The organism is Oleiphilus sp. HI0043, from assembly GCF_001634935.1.
The window spans coordinates 16,550-30,345 of the sequence record NZ_LWEY01000113.1 but is presented as its reverse complement, the minus strand read 5'-3'; the positions used below and the strand labels follow the sequence as shown (position 1 = coordinate 30,345).

The following is a 13,796-nucleotide window of genomic DNA, read 5'->3' as shown; positions in this document are numbered from 1 at the left end:
CTGTGAATACAATTGTGACAGATAAGAAAGTCGTTATTGTCGGTCTTGGTAAGACCGGGCTTTCGTGCGTGCGCTTTTTAGCGTCGCAAGGCTGTCAGCTATGTGTCATGGATAGCCGTGAAGAGCCGCCCGGGCTTGAAGGCTTGCATGCTGATTATCCGAATGTTCAATGTATAACAGGTGGCTTTGACCAAGAGCTTTTGTGCTCAGCAACTGAAATCATTCTGAGCCCGGGAATTGCCCTGGCAACACCAGAAATCCAGGCCGCTATCAAAAGCGGTGTGCGAGTTCGAGGTGATATCGACCTGTTTGCTGAAGCCGCTAAGGCGCCGATTGTTGCGATTACCGGCTCTAATGGTAAAAGTACCGTCACAACTTTGCTGGGTGAAATGGCAGAGCAGGCAGGGCTAAATGTTGGTGTTGGTGGAAACCTAGGGACCCCAGCACTTGAGTTACTAGATAACTCAAGTGAGCTATATATTCTAGAACTATCCAGTTTTCAGCTAGAGACGACAGATCATTTAAGTGCAGAAAGCGTTGTTATGCTAAATCTCTCTGAAGATCATATGGATCGCTATGAGAGCAAAATTGCATATTTACAGGCTAAGCAACGTATATTTTTTGGCGCTAAAAAAGTCATTGTTAATGATGATGAGGTGCTCAGTCAGCCCTTACAAGCTGAAGGAATGGAGCTGCTTCACTTTGGCTTGAATAGAGCAGACTTAAATAAGTTTTCCTGTATGGACATTGATGGCCAGCGTCATCTAGTGAAGGGCTTTGACAGTATTTTGCCCGTAAAAGATTTGAAGATCTGCGGCGAGCATAATCTTTCGAACGCGCTAGCTGCTTTGGCATTAGGAACATCTGTTGGCTTGCCTATGGATGCGATGGCGAATGCTCTGAAAAGTTATAAGGGGCTACGTCACCGTTGTCAGCATATCAGGTCTGTAGACGGTGTTGATTATATCAATGACTCAAAAGGAACGAATGCGGGTGCAGCCCAAACAGCCATTAGCAGTATTGGTGCGAATTTAGATGGAAAGGTACTGCTAATTGCCGGAGGCGATAGTAAAGGTGCTGATATTTCCGGCTTGCTCGAGCCTATGCAAAAGTTTGGGAAACTGGCGCTGCTATTTGGACAGGATGCGGAGTTAATAGAAGCTGTTTTAAAAGATAAGGTTGAAACGCTTCGTGTTGCTAACCTGGAGCAGGCAGTTCAACAAGCCAAGGCTCGGGCAGAAGAAGGTGACGCTGTGTTGTTGTCTCCAGCATGCGCAAGTTTCGATATGTTCAAAAGTTACGAGCAGCGAGGCGATATGTTTGAGCAGGAGGTTTTGGCCTTATGACACTTTCTATCGCTAGAGCTGGCATGCCTGGATTGCTGCAAAGCAAAGACTCGCTTCGCATTGAGCCACGTACAGATCATGTCATGTTGTTCGTTAGTGTTCTATTGCTGCTGACTGGCTTGATTATGATTGCATCGGCTTCGGTAGATATTGCGGATGCCAGAAATGGAAACCCATTTCACTATGTGATTCGCCACGGCATTTTCATTGTCTTGGGTTGTATCGCCGGCGTATTTACTTACCAGTTGCCATCTTCGTGGTGGCAGAAGACTGGCTGGCTTGCGCTGAGTTTGTCTTTACTAATGCTTTTGGTGGTCATTCTCCCAGGCGTTGGTAAAACAGTTAATGGCAGTACACGCTGGATTAGTTTAGGTAGCTTGAATTTTCAGCCTTCTGAATTGGCGAAGCTTTTGTTGGTGGCTTATCTCGCAGGCTATTTAGTGAGACGTTTAGATGAGGTGCGTACAACATGGTGGGGCTTTGCAAAGCCGATGTTGGTCTTGGCTTTGGTTGCCTTATTGCTGCTTAGTGAGCCGGACTTAGGTTCTACCGTTGTAATTGGTTGTGCCTTTCTGGGAATGATTTTCCTCAGTGGTGCGAGATTAGGGCAGTTTATTATTCTGATTCTAGGCTGTTTAGCATCTGTGGCCTTACTGATTTATTCGCAGCCCTACAGATTAAAGCGTTTAGTGGGCTATACCGATCCTTGGGCAGATCCCTATGGTAGTGGATATCAGGTGATTCAGTCTTTGATCGCATTTGGGCGTGGGGACTGGTCGGGCGTAGGTTTAGGCAACAGTATTCAAAAGCAATTTTACTTGCCCGAGGCTCATACCGATTTCGTTTTTGCCATTATGGCAGAAGAGTTTGGTTTGATTGGTACATTGCTTGTTGTTTCGTTGTTTGTCGTTTTGGTCTACAGATCCTTACGCATAGGCTATTTGGCAGAAAAGAAAAAGCAATTATTCAGCGCCTATTTTGCCTACGGCATTGGCATCTTATTCGCGGTTCAGTCTTTTATAAACATAGGCGTCAATATGGGCTTGCTACCGACTAAAGGCCTGACGCTGCCATTGGTAAGTTATGGCGGTAGTAGCCTGATTGTGAGTTGTATGTGTATAGGCGTGTTGTTAAGAATTCACCGTGACCTGATGGCGATTGAAGATGAGCCAGACTCAGAACAGACCAAAGACAAGGAGCTTATCCATGCGTGATAAAACATTCCTTGTGATGGCTGGTGGCACTGGCGGGCATGTATTTCCAGCCTTAGCAACGGCAAAGAAACTAATGAGCCGCAATGAAAAAGTTGTTTGGCTAGGTTCAGTCGGTGGTATGGAAGAGCGAGTAGTGCAAGACGCTGGAATCCCTTTTTACGGTATTTCCGTCAGTGGTGTTCGCGGTAAAGGCATATTAAGCAAAGCTTTAGCACCCTTGAAGATCGCTAAAGCCGTTTTCCAGGCTTTATTAGTGCTTAGGAAAACAAGACCCGATGCCGTGTTAGGTATGGGAGGCTTCGCTTCTGGGCCTGGTGGCTTGGCGGCAAAACTCTTGGGTAAGCCTTTATTGGTTCACGAACAGAATGCCGTAGCAGGAATGACCAATAAAGTACTCGCGAAAATGGCAGATTCAGTGATGTCAGCTTTTCCTGAAGCCTTTGAAGATGCGAGTAAAGTTGTGCTGACTGGCAACCCATTGAGAGATGAAATCTGCGAGTTATTTTATTCAAGCAAAGACAGTGTTTCGAAATCTGGGCCGATCAGAGTGCTGGTGTTGGGTGGGAGCCTTGGAGCTGCCAGACTAAACGAAGTGCTCCCTGGTGCGATGAGCTCTTTGGGGGCAGAAATTAGACCGGAAATTTGGCACCAGACAGGGCGTAATAAGTCCGAAGGCGTGGCTGCAAGTTATGAAAAGTATGGTGTCAAAGCTCAGGTAAGTGAGTTTATTGATGATATGGCCGCAGCCTATCGCTGGGCTGACTTTGTGATCTGTCGAGCCGGTGCTTTAACCATATCTGAACTATGTGTGGCGGGCTTGGGAGCGATCCTCATCCCTTATCCTCATGCGGTCGATGACCACCAAACGCTCAATGCCCAGTATATGACCAAGGGCGGTGCGGCATGGTTATTAGACCAACAGGATTTGAGCGAGTCGACCTTGAGTGAGGTCTTGGCTCCTTTATTTAGTAAACCCGAGAGAATATCGATTTTGTCCGAGGCAGCAAGAAAATTAGCCAAAGCAGACGCAACAGAGAATGTAGCCAGTGAATGTAGGAGAGTCTGCTATGCCTGATAAACCAAATGCGAGTGTACTAAAGCATGCAGGAAGCATGGTATTGAGTGAAATTCCAGAGATGCGCCGTATCAGTCTGATCCATTTCGTAGGTATTGGTGGCGCGGGCATGTGCGGAATTGCAGAAGTGCTACGTAACCAGGGTTACCAAATCTCGGGTTCAGATTTAAATGAGTCAGCAGTGACAAAACGACTCGCTTCATTAGGAGTGAAAATCTATTTTGGGCATGATGCGGAAAATGTCGCACAAGCCGATGTAGTAGTGGTTTCTTCTGCGATTGATGAAAACAACCCGGAAGTGGCTGCAGCCAGAGAGCACCGTACGCCAATTGTTCCGCGAGCAGAAATGCTGGCTGAAATAATGCGTTATCGTCACGGTATCGCGATTGCGGGAACGCATGGCAAAACAACTACAACCAGTTTGATTGCATCGGTACTCGCCGAGGCAGGTTTAGACCCTACGTATGTGATCGGTGGTCGCTTAAATAGCGCGGGTACCAATGCAAGTCTGGGTGGGTCTCGATACCTGGTTGCTGAAGCAGATGAGAGTGATGCGTCATTCTTGCACCTTACACCGATGATTTCAGTGGTTACAAATATCGAAGCGGATCATATGCATACCTATGGTGGCGACTTCTCAAAGCTTAAACAGACCTTTGTAGACTTCCTTCATAACCTGCCGTTTTACGGTGCTGCGGTGATGTGTGTAGACGACCCAGTAGTAGAAGAAATAATGCCTCAGGTATCACGTGCCGTCCTTACTTATGGTGTGTCAGAAAGTGCGGATTATCGGGCGCATAATATTCGCCAAGACGGTATGCACAATCGCTTTACCGTACAGAGACCGGCGGGTATGAATGACCTGGATATCACGCTACAAATGCCGGGGCATCATAATGTTCTGAATGCACTGGCTGCTATCACTGTGGCGAGTGATGAGGGTGTTGAAGATGCCGCAATTCAAAGAGCCTTGGAAAGTTTCCAAGGGGTAGGGCGTCGTTTTCAGGTGTATGGCGACTACGCTGTTCAACGACAAGATACTGAAGCGAAGAGCGCTTCAAAAGTTATGTTGGTTGATGATTACGGGCATCACCCAAGTGAGGTGGAAGCGACACTCCAGGCGATTCGTGCGGGTTGGCCAGACAAACGATTGGTCATGGTTTTTCAACCGCATCGTTATAGCCGTACCAGTGACCTATATGAGGACTTCGTAAAAGTTCTCGCCAAGGTGGATGTGTTGCTCTTGATGGAAGTTTACCCCGCTGGCGAGACACCAATTCCAAGTGCTGATAGTCGCGCATTGTGCCGCAGTATTCGTCAGCGTGGTGGTGCTGAGCCAATTTATATCGATGGTGGTCACCAGGTAGATGAGGTAGTGCCGAACCTGGAAAAACTTTTGTCCACAGTGCTTCAAGACGGCGACTTATTACTTACTCAGGGGGCGGGTAGCGTCGGTCAGATAGCTATTCGTTTGTCGGAAGATGGCGAGTTGTTGGAGGCTTGTTCATGAGTTCAGTGGCGGACAAGCTAGGTAAAGTTGCCGTTATTATGGGAGGAACCTCGGCGGAGCGCGAGGTGTCTCTGAAAAGTGGTCAGGCTGTCCTGGATGGCTTGCTGCGTAAAGGTGTTGATGCCTTCAAACTGGATTTTGGTGGAGAGATTGAAGACCTGGTCAAACACATGCCTTTTGACCGGGCATTCTTAGCGCTTCATGGACGTGGTGGTGAAGATGGCACGATACAGGGTGTTTTAGAGACCCTGAATATTCCGTACTCCGGTAGTGGTGTAATGGGCTCTGCCATTGGCATGGATAAGACACGAACTAAGTACCTTTGGCAGGGGATGAATTTACCGACACCTAAGTTTAGTTATGTAGAGAAGTTGAACCCGGAAATGCTCACCCGCCTGGTTTCATTGATGGGTTTCCCGTTGGCAGTTAAACCTTCTCGTGAAGGGTCATCGATTGGTGTGTTTAAAGTAAATAATCAGACACAGCTGGAAGCCGCAGTAAGTAAGGCTCTGGAAATGGATGAGCAAGTGCTTTTGGAGCAGTGGATAGAAGGTGATGAATATACAGTTGGCTTGTTGAATGGTTCGCCATTACCGGTAATTGGCTTAAAAACCAGCCATACCTTTTATGACTATGAAGCGAAGTACGAGTCAGATTCTACACAATATTTATTACCCTCAGGCTTATCTGATGAAGAAGAGCAGAGTCTGGGGAATTTGGCGGAAAGAGCATTTAGTGCCTTAGGCTGTTCTGGCTGGGGGCGTGTCGATGTAATGCGCGATAGCAAAGGGCGCTTTTGGTTGTTAGAAGTTAACACCATACCAGGAATGACCAGCCATAGTCTGGTTCCTATGGCCGCGAAAGCTTCAGGTTTAGAGTTTGATGATTTGCTACTGGAAATACTGAAGTCAGCAGTGACAAACAAGCGCTTAAGCAAGAACAATAATAATGATAAAGGGGATAGTTAGATGGCACATAATGCTGCAATTCATGTAATGGGGCAGGGCGCTCAGTTGGCAGAAGGAAACGCTGTACGTGAAGAGACTGTTTTGGTGCTCAAGCGTGTTCTAACTGTGACGCTAATTTGTTTAGCGCTACTTGTATTACTGACTAAAAGAGACAGTCTGATACAAGTAGTTGACCACCCTATCTCATCGATCAAGGTAACAGGCGCGTTTTCTTATCTGAACGAAAGTGAAGTGACACAAGCGTTGAGTGGTTTAGTCGGCGCCGGATTTATAGCGACTGACTTAAAAGACGTTCAAACACGAGTAGAGGGCTTGGCCTGGGTTAACAGTGCGACTGTGAGTAGAGTCTGGCCGGGCGAAATCAAGCTGCTAATAAATGAACAAGTTGCGGTGAGTCAGTGGAATGACGGAGCGTTGCTCAATGCAGAAGGTGTTGTCTTTAAGCCTGCTGAACTAAGAAGTGATTTATTGGTTTTACCGCAACTGATCGGCAGTGAGCAGTTCAGTGCGTCGAAGAAAAATATGATGTATTCAACGCTCGGAGTACTACAGCAAGGCCTTAAAGAGTATGGCTTGGCTATTAGAGCGCTGGAATTGAAACCTAGAAATGTCTGGAATATGACCTTGAGTAATGGTGTGGCGGTCGCAATGGGTGAAATTAAGCTACAAGATCGCGAAGGGCAGCAGAACCTTGAAGCCAAGCTGGAACGAGTTGGTAAGGTTTTCAGCTCCAGAGCAAATATTGACGTGGCGAATATTAGCCGAATCGACGCTCGCTACCCGAACGGTGTAGCGATCAAGTGGCGATCCGGTAAAAAGTAAGAATTAGGAATGTGTTTGTGAGCCGGGCATCGGATGGCCTTAGGCTTCGCGAAAGCAAAGTTGGTACAAAAGTAACGTGGGAACACCAGAATGGCTGGCTCATTAGAAAATGAATTTACCGTGGGGTTGGATATTGGAACCTCCAAAATTGTTGCAATTGTTGGCAAGAAGAATAGTGAAGGACAGATCGAAATAGTTGGTATCGGTTCGCACCCTTCTCGTGGCTTAAAGAGAGGGGTTGTTGTCAATATTGAGTCAACAGTTAACGCAATTCAACGAGCTGTCGAAGAGGCTGAGCTGATGGCAGGGTGCCAGATTCACTCTGTCTATGCAGGAATAGCCGGGAGCCATATTCGCAGTATGAATTCGCACGGCATTGTTGCGGTTCGAGATCGAGAAGTTGTTCAGGCCGATATTGATCGTGTTATCGATGCTGCACAGGCTGTGGCAATACCAGCAGACCAGAAAGTGCTGCACATTCTCCCTCAGGAGTTTGTGATTGATAGCCAGGAAGGCATTAAAGAGCCTTTGGGTATGTCTGGTGTGCGTCTAGAAGCAAAGGTGCACTTGGTGACCTGTGCGGTTAACGCAGCTCAGAATATAGAAAAGTGTGTGCAGAAGTGTGATCTGGACGTTGATGACATTATTTTAGAGCAGTTGGCTTCAAGCTATGCGGTGCTCACTGACGATGAGAAAGAGTTAGGTGTCTGTGTTGTGGATATTGGTGGTGGAACAACCGACATCGCAATATTTACCGGTGGTGCGATTCGTCATACCGCAGTAATCCCGATAGCGGGCGACCAGGTGACGAATGATATTGCCATGGCACTGCGTACACCGACACAAAACGCGGAAGAGATAAAGATTAAATATGCCTGTGCCTTGACGCAATTGGCCGGTGCAGAAGAAACCATAAAAGTGCCTAGTGTTGGGGATCGCCCACCACGAGACTTGTCTCGGCAGGCATTGGCTGAGGTGGTTGAACCTCGCTATGAAGAGTTATTTACCTTGATACAGTCAGAGTTACGTAGAAGTGGCTTTGAAGATGTAATTGCCGCCGGGATTGTGTTAACGGGCGGGACGTCAAAGATGGAAGGCGTTGTTGAGTTAGCAGAAGAGATATTCCATATGCCTGTCAGATTAGCATCCCCGCAGGGTGTATCTGGTTTGGCGGATGTCGTCAATAATCCGATGTATGCAACGGGCGTTGGTTTATTGATGTATGGACTGAAGCAGAGGACAACGGATAGTGAGCCGATGATGAGGTCTGAGGGAGGCGAAAGTTTTATGGAAAAAATAAAAACATGGTTTACCGGCAACTTCTAAAAATTGCCTACAAAAACCAACAATACAAAGCAGCAACTAGCAGATTGAAAATATAATATTAGGAGAAAGAGTGATGTTTGAACTCGTAGAGAATGTTTCACAAAACGCAGTAATAAAAGTCGTTGGTGTCGGCGGTGGCGGTGGTAACGCAGTGCGCCACATGCTATCTGGCGATGTAGACGGTGTAGAGTTTATTTGTGCAAATACAGACTCACAAGCTCTAAAAGATCTAGAAAACAAAGCAGTTATCCAATTGGGTAGCACAATTACTAAAGGCCTTGGTGCAGGCGCGAATCCTGAGATTGGACGTCAAGCGGCTTTAGAAGATAAAGAGCGCATTGCGGAAACCCTAAAGGGTGCTGACATGGTATTTATTACTGCCGGTATGGGCGGCGGTACAGGTACGGGTGGAGCACCGATTGTGGCTGAAGTAGCGCGTGAATTAGGTATTTTGACGGTTGCTGTTGTGACTAAGCCTTTTCCTTTTGAAGGCGGCAAGCGTATGAAAATCGCTGAAGCAGGTTTGCAGGAACTGGCTGAGAATGTTGATTCCTTGATCACGATTCCAAATGAAAAACTGCTATCAGTTTTAGGTAAAAATACGACCTTGCTTGATGCATTTGGTGCAGCGAATGACGTACTTCAAGGGGCTGTTCAAGGTATTGCGGATCTAATTATCCGCCCAGGTATGATCAACGTTGACTTTGCAGACGTAAAAACAGTTATGTCTGAAATGGGCATGGCTATGATGGGTACCGGTTCAGCATCGGGTGAAGAGCGAGCTAAGGAAGCTGCAGAGGCTGCGATTAGAAGCCCGCTGCTAGAAGACATTAACCTTCAGGGTGCGCGTGGTATCTTGGTTAACATTACTGCGGGTGTTGACTTGAACTTGGGTGAGTTCTCGGAAGTGGGTAATATTGTAGAAGAATTTGCTTCAGACTCAGCAACAGTTGTTGTAGGTACGGTTATCGATCCTGAGATGACAGATGAACTAAAAGTAACAGTTGTTGCAACAGGTTTGTCAGCTGCAATGGATAAGCCGGTTAAGGTTGTTGACAATACGCCGACTAAAAAGGACGGTACGCTAGATTACGGTGAATTGGAGCGCCCAGCTGTAAGTCGCCGTCGTCCAAGCGTTGACCGCGTAGGTAATGCTGCGGTTGATACGAGCAAAACTGATGCGGCTCCAAGTGTTGATTACTTGGATATACCAGCATTTTTGAGGCGTCAAGCGGATTAATTATCCGCGCCTAATATTACATCTTGATGAATAGTTGAACGTTTTAGTTGGGAAATTCGGCGCATTCTGTTATTATGCGCCTGTTTTTTGACCAGTTCAGCAATTTATAAAGGTTGATAGAAATCAAAATATGATTAAACAGCGCACATTAAAGAATACAATTCGAGCCACTGGAGTGGGTCTTCATTCAGGTAAAAAGGTGTATTTAACGCTTATGCCTGCACCGATCGACTCAGGGATTGTGTTTTGTCGTACCGATTTGTCTCCAGCTGTGGAGATAGAAGCGCGTGCGGAAAACGTAGGTGAGACTTTGCTTTCAACAACGCTTGTTAAAGACGGCGTTAAAGTAGCGACTGTAGAGCATTTGCTTTCAGCCATGGCTGGTTTAGGTATTGATAACTGCCGTGTTGAGTTAAGTGCTGAAGAAGTACCCATTATGGATGGTAGTGCTGGTCCTTTTGTTTTTCTAATCCAGTCTGCGGGAATTGAAGAGCAAGAAGCGGCTAAGAAGTTTATTCGCATCACCAAAGAAGTGACGATCGAAGAAGACGGTAAGAAAGCGACGTTTGTGCCTTTTAATGGCTTCAAAGTTGGCTTTTCAATTGACTTTGATCACCCTGTTTTTCATCAGGGTACTCAAGATGCGGCGATTGATTTCTCGAGCACCTCGTTTGTAAAAGAAGTAAGCCGTGCCCGGACTTTTGGTTTTATGCGTGACTTTGAACGTTTGCAAGCAATGAATCTAGCTCAAGGCGGTAGTTTCGATAACGCAATTGTTGTTGATGACTACAAGGTCTTGAACGAAGATGGTTTGCGTTATGACGATGAGTTCGTAAAACACAAAATTTTGGATGCTATCGGCGACTTATACTTATTGGGCAATAGCTTGATTGGTGAGTTTAAAGGTTACAAGTCTGGTCATGACTTGAACAACAAGTTGCTGCGAAAACTCATCAAGGAAACCGATGCTTGGGAAGTGAATACTTTCGAAGACGCAAGTACAGCTCCAATTTCATATATGAAGCCAGTGTTAGCTGCTTAAGTGGCTGCATAAGAGAAAACCAGCGAGCCGGATATATTGATACTAATCTGCTAATCAGTATGTCTGGCTAACTGAAGTAAAATCTTTTTTAGTTTCAAATCATCAGTATGCTCAGCTTCTTCTCTTAGAATCTGGGCATTTTTTTTGCTTAAGTGTTTAGGTGTACTTGGCGTATCAATGGGTGCTTTGTTTGAAAATGCCCCTTTGGGTCGCACTTTGATTTTGATCTGCTCTATTCTCTCTGGGTGAATTTTTGCATTGAGCATAGATATCACCTGCTCTTGAGAGAAACGGAATTTGGTCATGAGCGCTGCAGACGAGCAGGTGAGGGTGAGCCTGCCTTGGCTAAAGGCGTTTATTTGAAACTTGCCTTTAAAAGCGCTTGGCAAGGTTTCGTCAAACAGAACTTCCAGCGACTTTCGGCTGGCGGCCTGTTTAATCAGAGACTGAAGATTGTTTGATTTCGCACTCAGTCTTTTCAAGCTGATTTTAGGGGCAAACTTTTGCTGCTTTGGTTGTCTCATAAACTTAAAAGTGTGACAGGCTAAATTGGCTTTGCTAAGTTCGGCGTGACAAGGCTCAAGAGCAAAGCGACTAGCGCTTGCAAAGAGCTTGATGCTTGGTCAAACTAGCGCAAATTGAGTCATGGAATGACATCATGGAATAGGGATATGCTAAAAGAACGATATAAGAAAAGCTATGAATATTATTTTTGTTGGTCGAAACCACGGAAAGTCTAAAACTTATCAGTTAGGAAATAAGCAGCTCGTCATTGTTGGTGCGCTATTTGTTTTTCTCATGGCCGTACTAGTGTTTTCGGGCTACCGTCTACAGACCTGGGTGGCCGGAGAAGCCGAGTCGACTTTAGATAAAGAAATAATTGTTGGTTGGCAGCAAGATATCAACGCACAAAAGAAACAAGTGACCAGGATTAAGCGAGCAGCTCAGGAAAAGGTTGATGCGCTAACCTTAAGAATGGGTGATATGCAGGCCAGACTGTTACGCCTTGATGCGCTTGGTCAAAGACTGACAGAAGTAGCGAAGCTAAAGAATGGCGAATTTGACTTCAGTGCGAGCCCTGCGCTAGGTGGCCCCACCGATGCAAAGCTGGGCGAGTCTTACGTGCTGCCAGGCATTGTTGAAAGTCTTGATCAGATTGACCGACAACTTACTGATAGTGAGCAGCAGCTAGAAGTGATTGACGCGCTGTTTGTTAGCCGCAAAACCCAAGAAGAATTATTTATTGCCGGCCGCCCCATTACCTGGGGATGGATGTCCTCAGCCTATGGCTACCGAACAGACCCTTTTTCAGGAAAGCGTGCCTGGCATGCCGGAGTAGACTTCGCAGGTAAGGAAGATAGTGACATCATCGCCGTTGCCTCGGGCGTCGTTACATACTCAGGTGACCGCTACGGTTACGGTAACTTAGTTGAAGTCAACCATGGTGGAGGCTTCACAACCCGCTATGCTCACTGTAAAGAACTCAAAGCAAAAGTAGGCGATATTGTCGACAAAGGCCAAGTGCTCGCATCAATGGGCAGCACCGGCCGCTCAACCGGCCCTCACGTGCACTATGAAGTACGCAAAAACGGCAAAGTCATTAACCCCAAGAAGTATATTCATCGTCGTTAGTAGTGCTTAGCTACAGGAACCCGGTATTAGTATCACCGAGCTAACTAAGTTTATATAGATAGGTGTGTTGATCATGGACGTCAGCGTTGATGCAAGGGTAAAGTTTCAGTTTATTGAAGTGTTATTGCAATGGGAAGGCAAGCTAACGACGCGGAAACTGATAGAGCAATTCGGTATCTCCCGTACTAGCGCTCAGAAATGGATCACCGAATACCGAAGCGCTGTTCCTCAAAACCTAGATCTCTATGACAGCAATGAAAAATGCCATCGTCCTAGTGATCAATTTCAACCTTGCTTTACTTCCGGAGAGCTTGAAGAATACCTTAGCTTTTTTGATGGTGGCTGGGTCAGCTCGCACTTGCAACTGATAGCGCCTCCAGTCAGAAATATCAAGCAGTATAAAGCCAAAATGTTTAACCAAAGCCTAGATAACCCATATGTTGAGTTAGTCGGTGGTTCTAATGGGGAAAAGCACAGACGTTTTATTGAGTTTGGCCCGGTAATGAATGAGCCTGTCTCAGGGAGCTTTAATCAGTTTGGCCTCTCAAAAAACGCAACCGTCCCCTGGTTTTAAACCCGTCGAATTAGGCGGGTTTAAATCGGCATATGCTTTACATATGCTTGTGCTGGGTGTAGCCTGATACTTAAGCAGTAGCTGTTATCGAGAGGAGAGTACTTATGAGAACCGTATCTATCTTTAAGAATGGCAAGAATCAGGCGGTTCGTCTTCCTAAAGACATGGAGTATGAAGGAGTGAGTGACCTGGAAATCGTAAAGGAAGGCGATACCATTATTCTTCGCCCTTCCAAGCCCAGCTGGTTGTCTTTAGCCGATACTGAGAAAGCGGATGACGATTTTCTGATTGAACGTGAAGATGTGATTGAAGACCAAGGACGGTTTTAAATGAAACAAACGTATATGCTGGATACCTGTATCTGCAGCTTTATCATGCGAGAGCACCCTGTTGTGGTGCTTAAGAAGCTACAAACCGTGTCAGAAAAGCATTGGATTGTTATTTCTGCAATTACCTATTCTGAAATGCGCTACGGTGCAATTAGTCGAAAAGCATCTCCAAAGGTCAATCAGTGGATTGATCAATTCATCACTAGGCTTGATGCTATCCTCCCTTGGGATGAAAAAGCAGTAGATTGTTCTGCGTTGGTTAAAAAGCAATTGAGTGAACTGGGCACACCTATCGGAGCAAACGATATAGCCATTGCAGGTCATGCGATGGCGGCGGGAAGTATTGTTGTGACAAATAATACTCGTGAATTTTGTCGTGTTGTGGGTTTGCGGGTTGAAGACTGGGTTGATTCTTAGTTTTTAATTGAAAATACGAAAATTTTCTGCTCTTTAACAAATTAATAAAATCAGTAAGTTACAACGTAGGTGGTTTTTTTGATGTTTTGGACCAAATTAACCTTACTTATTGTTGTAGCTAATTTTTTTCGCGTTAAACTACTGTTCACTGCCGCATAGGCAGCTTAGAAGTTTTAGGTGAATGGGGCGCATTGCCTGTTTATATTTACTACCGCACAGGTAGCATAGTAAGACTTCACTCGCTGTCGCCGAAGCCTTATCGAGTATTCACAATATTTAAAGGTAAAGCTTTTAGTTAACT

General features: G+C 45.9%; 14 protein-coding genes. 13 read left to right on the top strand and 1 reads right to left on the bottom strand.

The window, feature by feature from the left end; translation table 11 throughout:
• Nucleotides 1-2 precede the first annotated feature (2 nt).
• From murD to lpxC, 9 genes are all read left to right on the top strand, one after another.
• Nucleotides 3-1,346 carry a UDP-N-acetylmuramoyl-L-alanine--D-glutamate ligase gene (murD, locus tag A3729_RS02255; protein ID WP_068633063.1) on the top strand — a complete coding sequence of 448 codons (1,344 nt, stop codon included), beginning with the start codon at nt 3-5 and terminating at the stop codon, nt 1,344-1,346.
• Nucleotides 1,343-2,560: a putative lipid II flippase FtsW gene (gene ftsW / locus A3729_RS31260; protein ID WP_231872175.1), complete on the top strand. Its 1,218-nt coding sequence runs from the start codon at nt 1,343-1,345 to the stop codon at nt 2,558-2,560. Before murD ends, ftsW begins: the two co-directional genes overlap by 4 nt.
• Nucleotides 2,553-3,635 (top strand): undecaprenyldiphospho-muramoylpentapeptide beta-N-acetylglucosaminyltransferase, encoded by a 1,083-nt coding sequence (gene murG / locus A3729_RS31255; RefSeq protein ID WP_068633061.1) that lies wholly within the window; start codon nt 2,553-2,555, stop codon nt 3,633-3,635. Before ftsW ends, murG begins: the two co-directional genes overlap by 8 nt.
• The gene (murC, locus tag A3729_RS02240; RefSeq protein ID WP_082865279.1) at nt 3,628-5,145 is read left to right on the top strand and encodes a UDP-N-acetylmuramate--L-alanine ligase; all 1,518 of its coding nucleotides are present in this window, start codon (nt 3,628-3,630) and stop codon (nt 5,143-5,145) included. The genes murG and murC overlap by 8 nt, the downstream gene beginning before the upstream one ends.
• A complete protein-coding gene (locus A3729_RS02235) occupies nt 5,142-6,113 on the top strand; it encodes a D-alanine--D-alanine ligase (protein ID WP_068516364.1) in 972 nt (323 codons plus the stop codon). Before murC ends, A3729_RS02235 begins: the two co-directional genes overlap by 4 nt.
• Complete coding sequence (locus A3729_RS02230; protein WP_068515626.1) at nt 6,114-6,935, top strand: cell division protein FtsQ/DivIB; 822 nt, start codon at nt 6,114-6,116, stop codon at nt 6,933-6,935.
• Nucleotides 6,936-7,025: 90 nt separating this feature from the next.
• Nucleotides 7,026-8,261 (top strand): cell division protein FtsA, encoded by a 1,236-nt coding sequence (gene ftsA, locus A3729_RS02225; RefSeq protein ID WP_068516361.1) that lies wholly within the window; start codon nt 7,026-7,028, stop codon nt 8,259-8,261.
• Nucleotides 8,262-8,334: 73 nt separating this feature from the next.
• Nucleotides 8,335-9,501, top strand: coding sequence for a cell division protein FtsZ (gene ftsZ, locus A3729_RS02220; protein ID WP_068516357.1), 1,167 nt, complete (start codon nt 8,335-8,337; stop codon nt 9,499-9,501).
• Between the two features lie 130 nt (nt 9,502-9,631).
• On the top strand, nt 9,632-10,543 hold the full coding sequence (lpxC, locus tag A3729_RS02215; RefSeq protein WP_068512462.1) for a UDP-3-O-acyl-N-acetylglucosamine deacetylase: 912 nt from the start codon (nt 9,632-9,634) through the stop codon (nt 10,541-10,543).
• Between the two features lie 50 nt (nt 10,544-10,593).
• On the opposite strand, the gene A3729_RS02210 is transcribed toward lpxC, so the two are convergent.
• Nucleotides 10,594-11,067 carry a DciA family protein gene (locus tag A3729_RS02210; RefSeq protein WP_068512459.1) on the bottom strand — a complete coding sequence of 158 codons (474 nt, stop codon included), beginning with the start codon at nt 11,065-11,067 and terminating at the stop codon, nt 10,594-10,596.
• 175 nt (nt 11,068-11,242) lie between these two features.
• Here A3729_RS02210 and A3729_RS02205 point away from each other — a divergent pair, with 175 nt between their 5' ends.
• The 4 genes from A3729_RS02205 to A3729_RS02190 all read left to right on the top strand — a co-directional run bounded on the left by A3729_RS02205 (nt 11,243) and on the right by A3729_RS02190 (nt 13,495).
• On the top strand, nt 11,243-12,175 hold the full coding sequence (locus tag A3729_RS02205) for a M23 family metallopeptidase (protein ID WP_068516356.1): 933 nt from the start codon (nt 11,243-11,245) through the stop codon (nt 12,173-12,175).
• A 73-nt stretch (nt 12,176-12,248) separates the two neighbouring features.
• Complete coding sequence (gene cas6f / locus A3729_RS02200; RefSeq protein WP_068633059.1) at nt 12,249-12,749, top strand: type I-F CRISPR-associated endoribonuclease Cas6/Csy4; 501 nt, start codon at nt 12,249-12,251, stop codon at nt 12,747-12,749.
• Nucleotides 12,750-12,853: 104 nt separating this feature from the next.
• Nucleotides 12,854-13,078, top strand: a complete 225-nt coding sequence (gene vapB / locus A3729_RS02195; protein ID WP_068553782.1) for a type II toxin-antitoxin system VapB family antitoxin — start codon at nt 12,854-12,856, stop codon at nt 13,076-13,078.
• A complete protein-coding gene (locus tag A3729_RS02190) occupies nt 13,079-13,495 on the top strand; it encodes a type II toxin-antitoxin system VapC family toxin (RefSeq protein WP_068553783.1) in 417 nt (138 codons plus the stop codon).
• Nucleotides 13,496-13,796 lie beyond the last annotated feature (301 nt).

Excerpts from the sequence above, each read along its gene's own strand:
- ftsW (WP_231872175.1), top strand. The coding sequence starts at position 1,343 with ATGACACTTTCTATCGCTAGAGCTGGCATGCCTGGATTGCTGCAAAGC.
- murG (WP_068633061.1), top strand. The coding sequence starts at position 2,553 with ATGCGTGATAAAACATTCCTTGTGATGGCTGGTGGCACTGGCGGGCAT.
- murC (WP_082865279.1), top strand. The coding sequence starts at position 3,628 with ATGCCTGATAAACCAAATGCGAGTGTACTAAAGCATGCAGGAAGCATG.
- A3729_RS02235 (WP_068516364.1), top strand. The coding sequence starts at position 5,142 with ATGAGTTCAGTGGCGGACAAGCTAGGTAAAGTTGCCGTTATTATGGGA.
- A3729_RS02230 (WP_068515626.1), top strand. The coding sequence starts at position 6,114 with ATGGCACATAATGCTGCAATTCATGTAATGGGGCAGGGCGCTCAGTTG.
- ftsA (WP_068516361.1), top strand. The coding sequence starts at position 7,026 with ATGGCTGGCTCATTAGAAAATGAATTTACCGTGGGGTTGGATATTGGA.
- ftsZ (WP_068516357.1), top strand. The coding sequence starts at position 8,335 with ATGTTTGAACTCGTAGAGAATGTTTCACAAAACGCAGTAATAAAAGTC.
- lpxC (WP_068512462.1), top strand. The coding sequence starts at position 9,632 with ATGATTAAACAGCGCACATTAAAGAATACAATTCGAGCCACTGGAGTG.
- A3729_RS02210 (WP_068512459.1), bottom strand. The coding sequence starts at position 11,067 with ATGAGACAACCAAAGCAGCAAAAGTTTGCCCCTAAAATCAGCTTGAAA.
- A3729_RS02205 (WP_068516356.1), top strand. The coding sequence starts at position 11,243 with ATGAATATTATTTTTGTTGGTCGAAACCACGGAAAGTCTAAAACTTAT.
- cas6f (WP_068633059.1), top strand. The coding sequence starts at position 12,249 with ATGGACGTCAGCGTTGATGCAAGGGTAAAGTTTCAGTTTATTGAAGTG.
- vapB (WP_068553782.1), top strand. The coding sequence starts at position 12,854 with ATGAGAACCGTATCTATCTTTAAGAATGGCAAGAATCAGGCGGTTCGT.
- A3729_RS02190 (WP_068553783.1), top strand. The coding sequence starts at position 13,079 with ATGAAACAAACGTATATGCTGGATACCTGTATCTGCAGCTTTATCATG.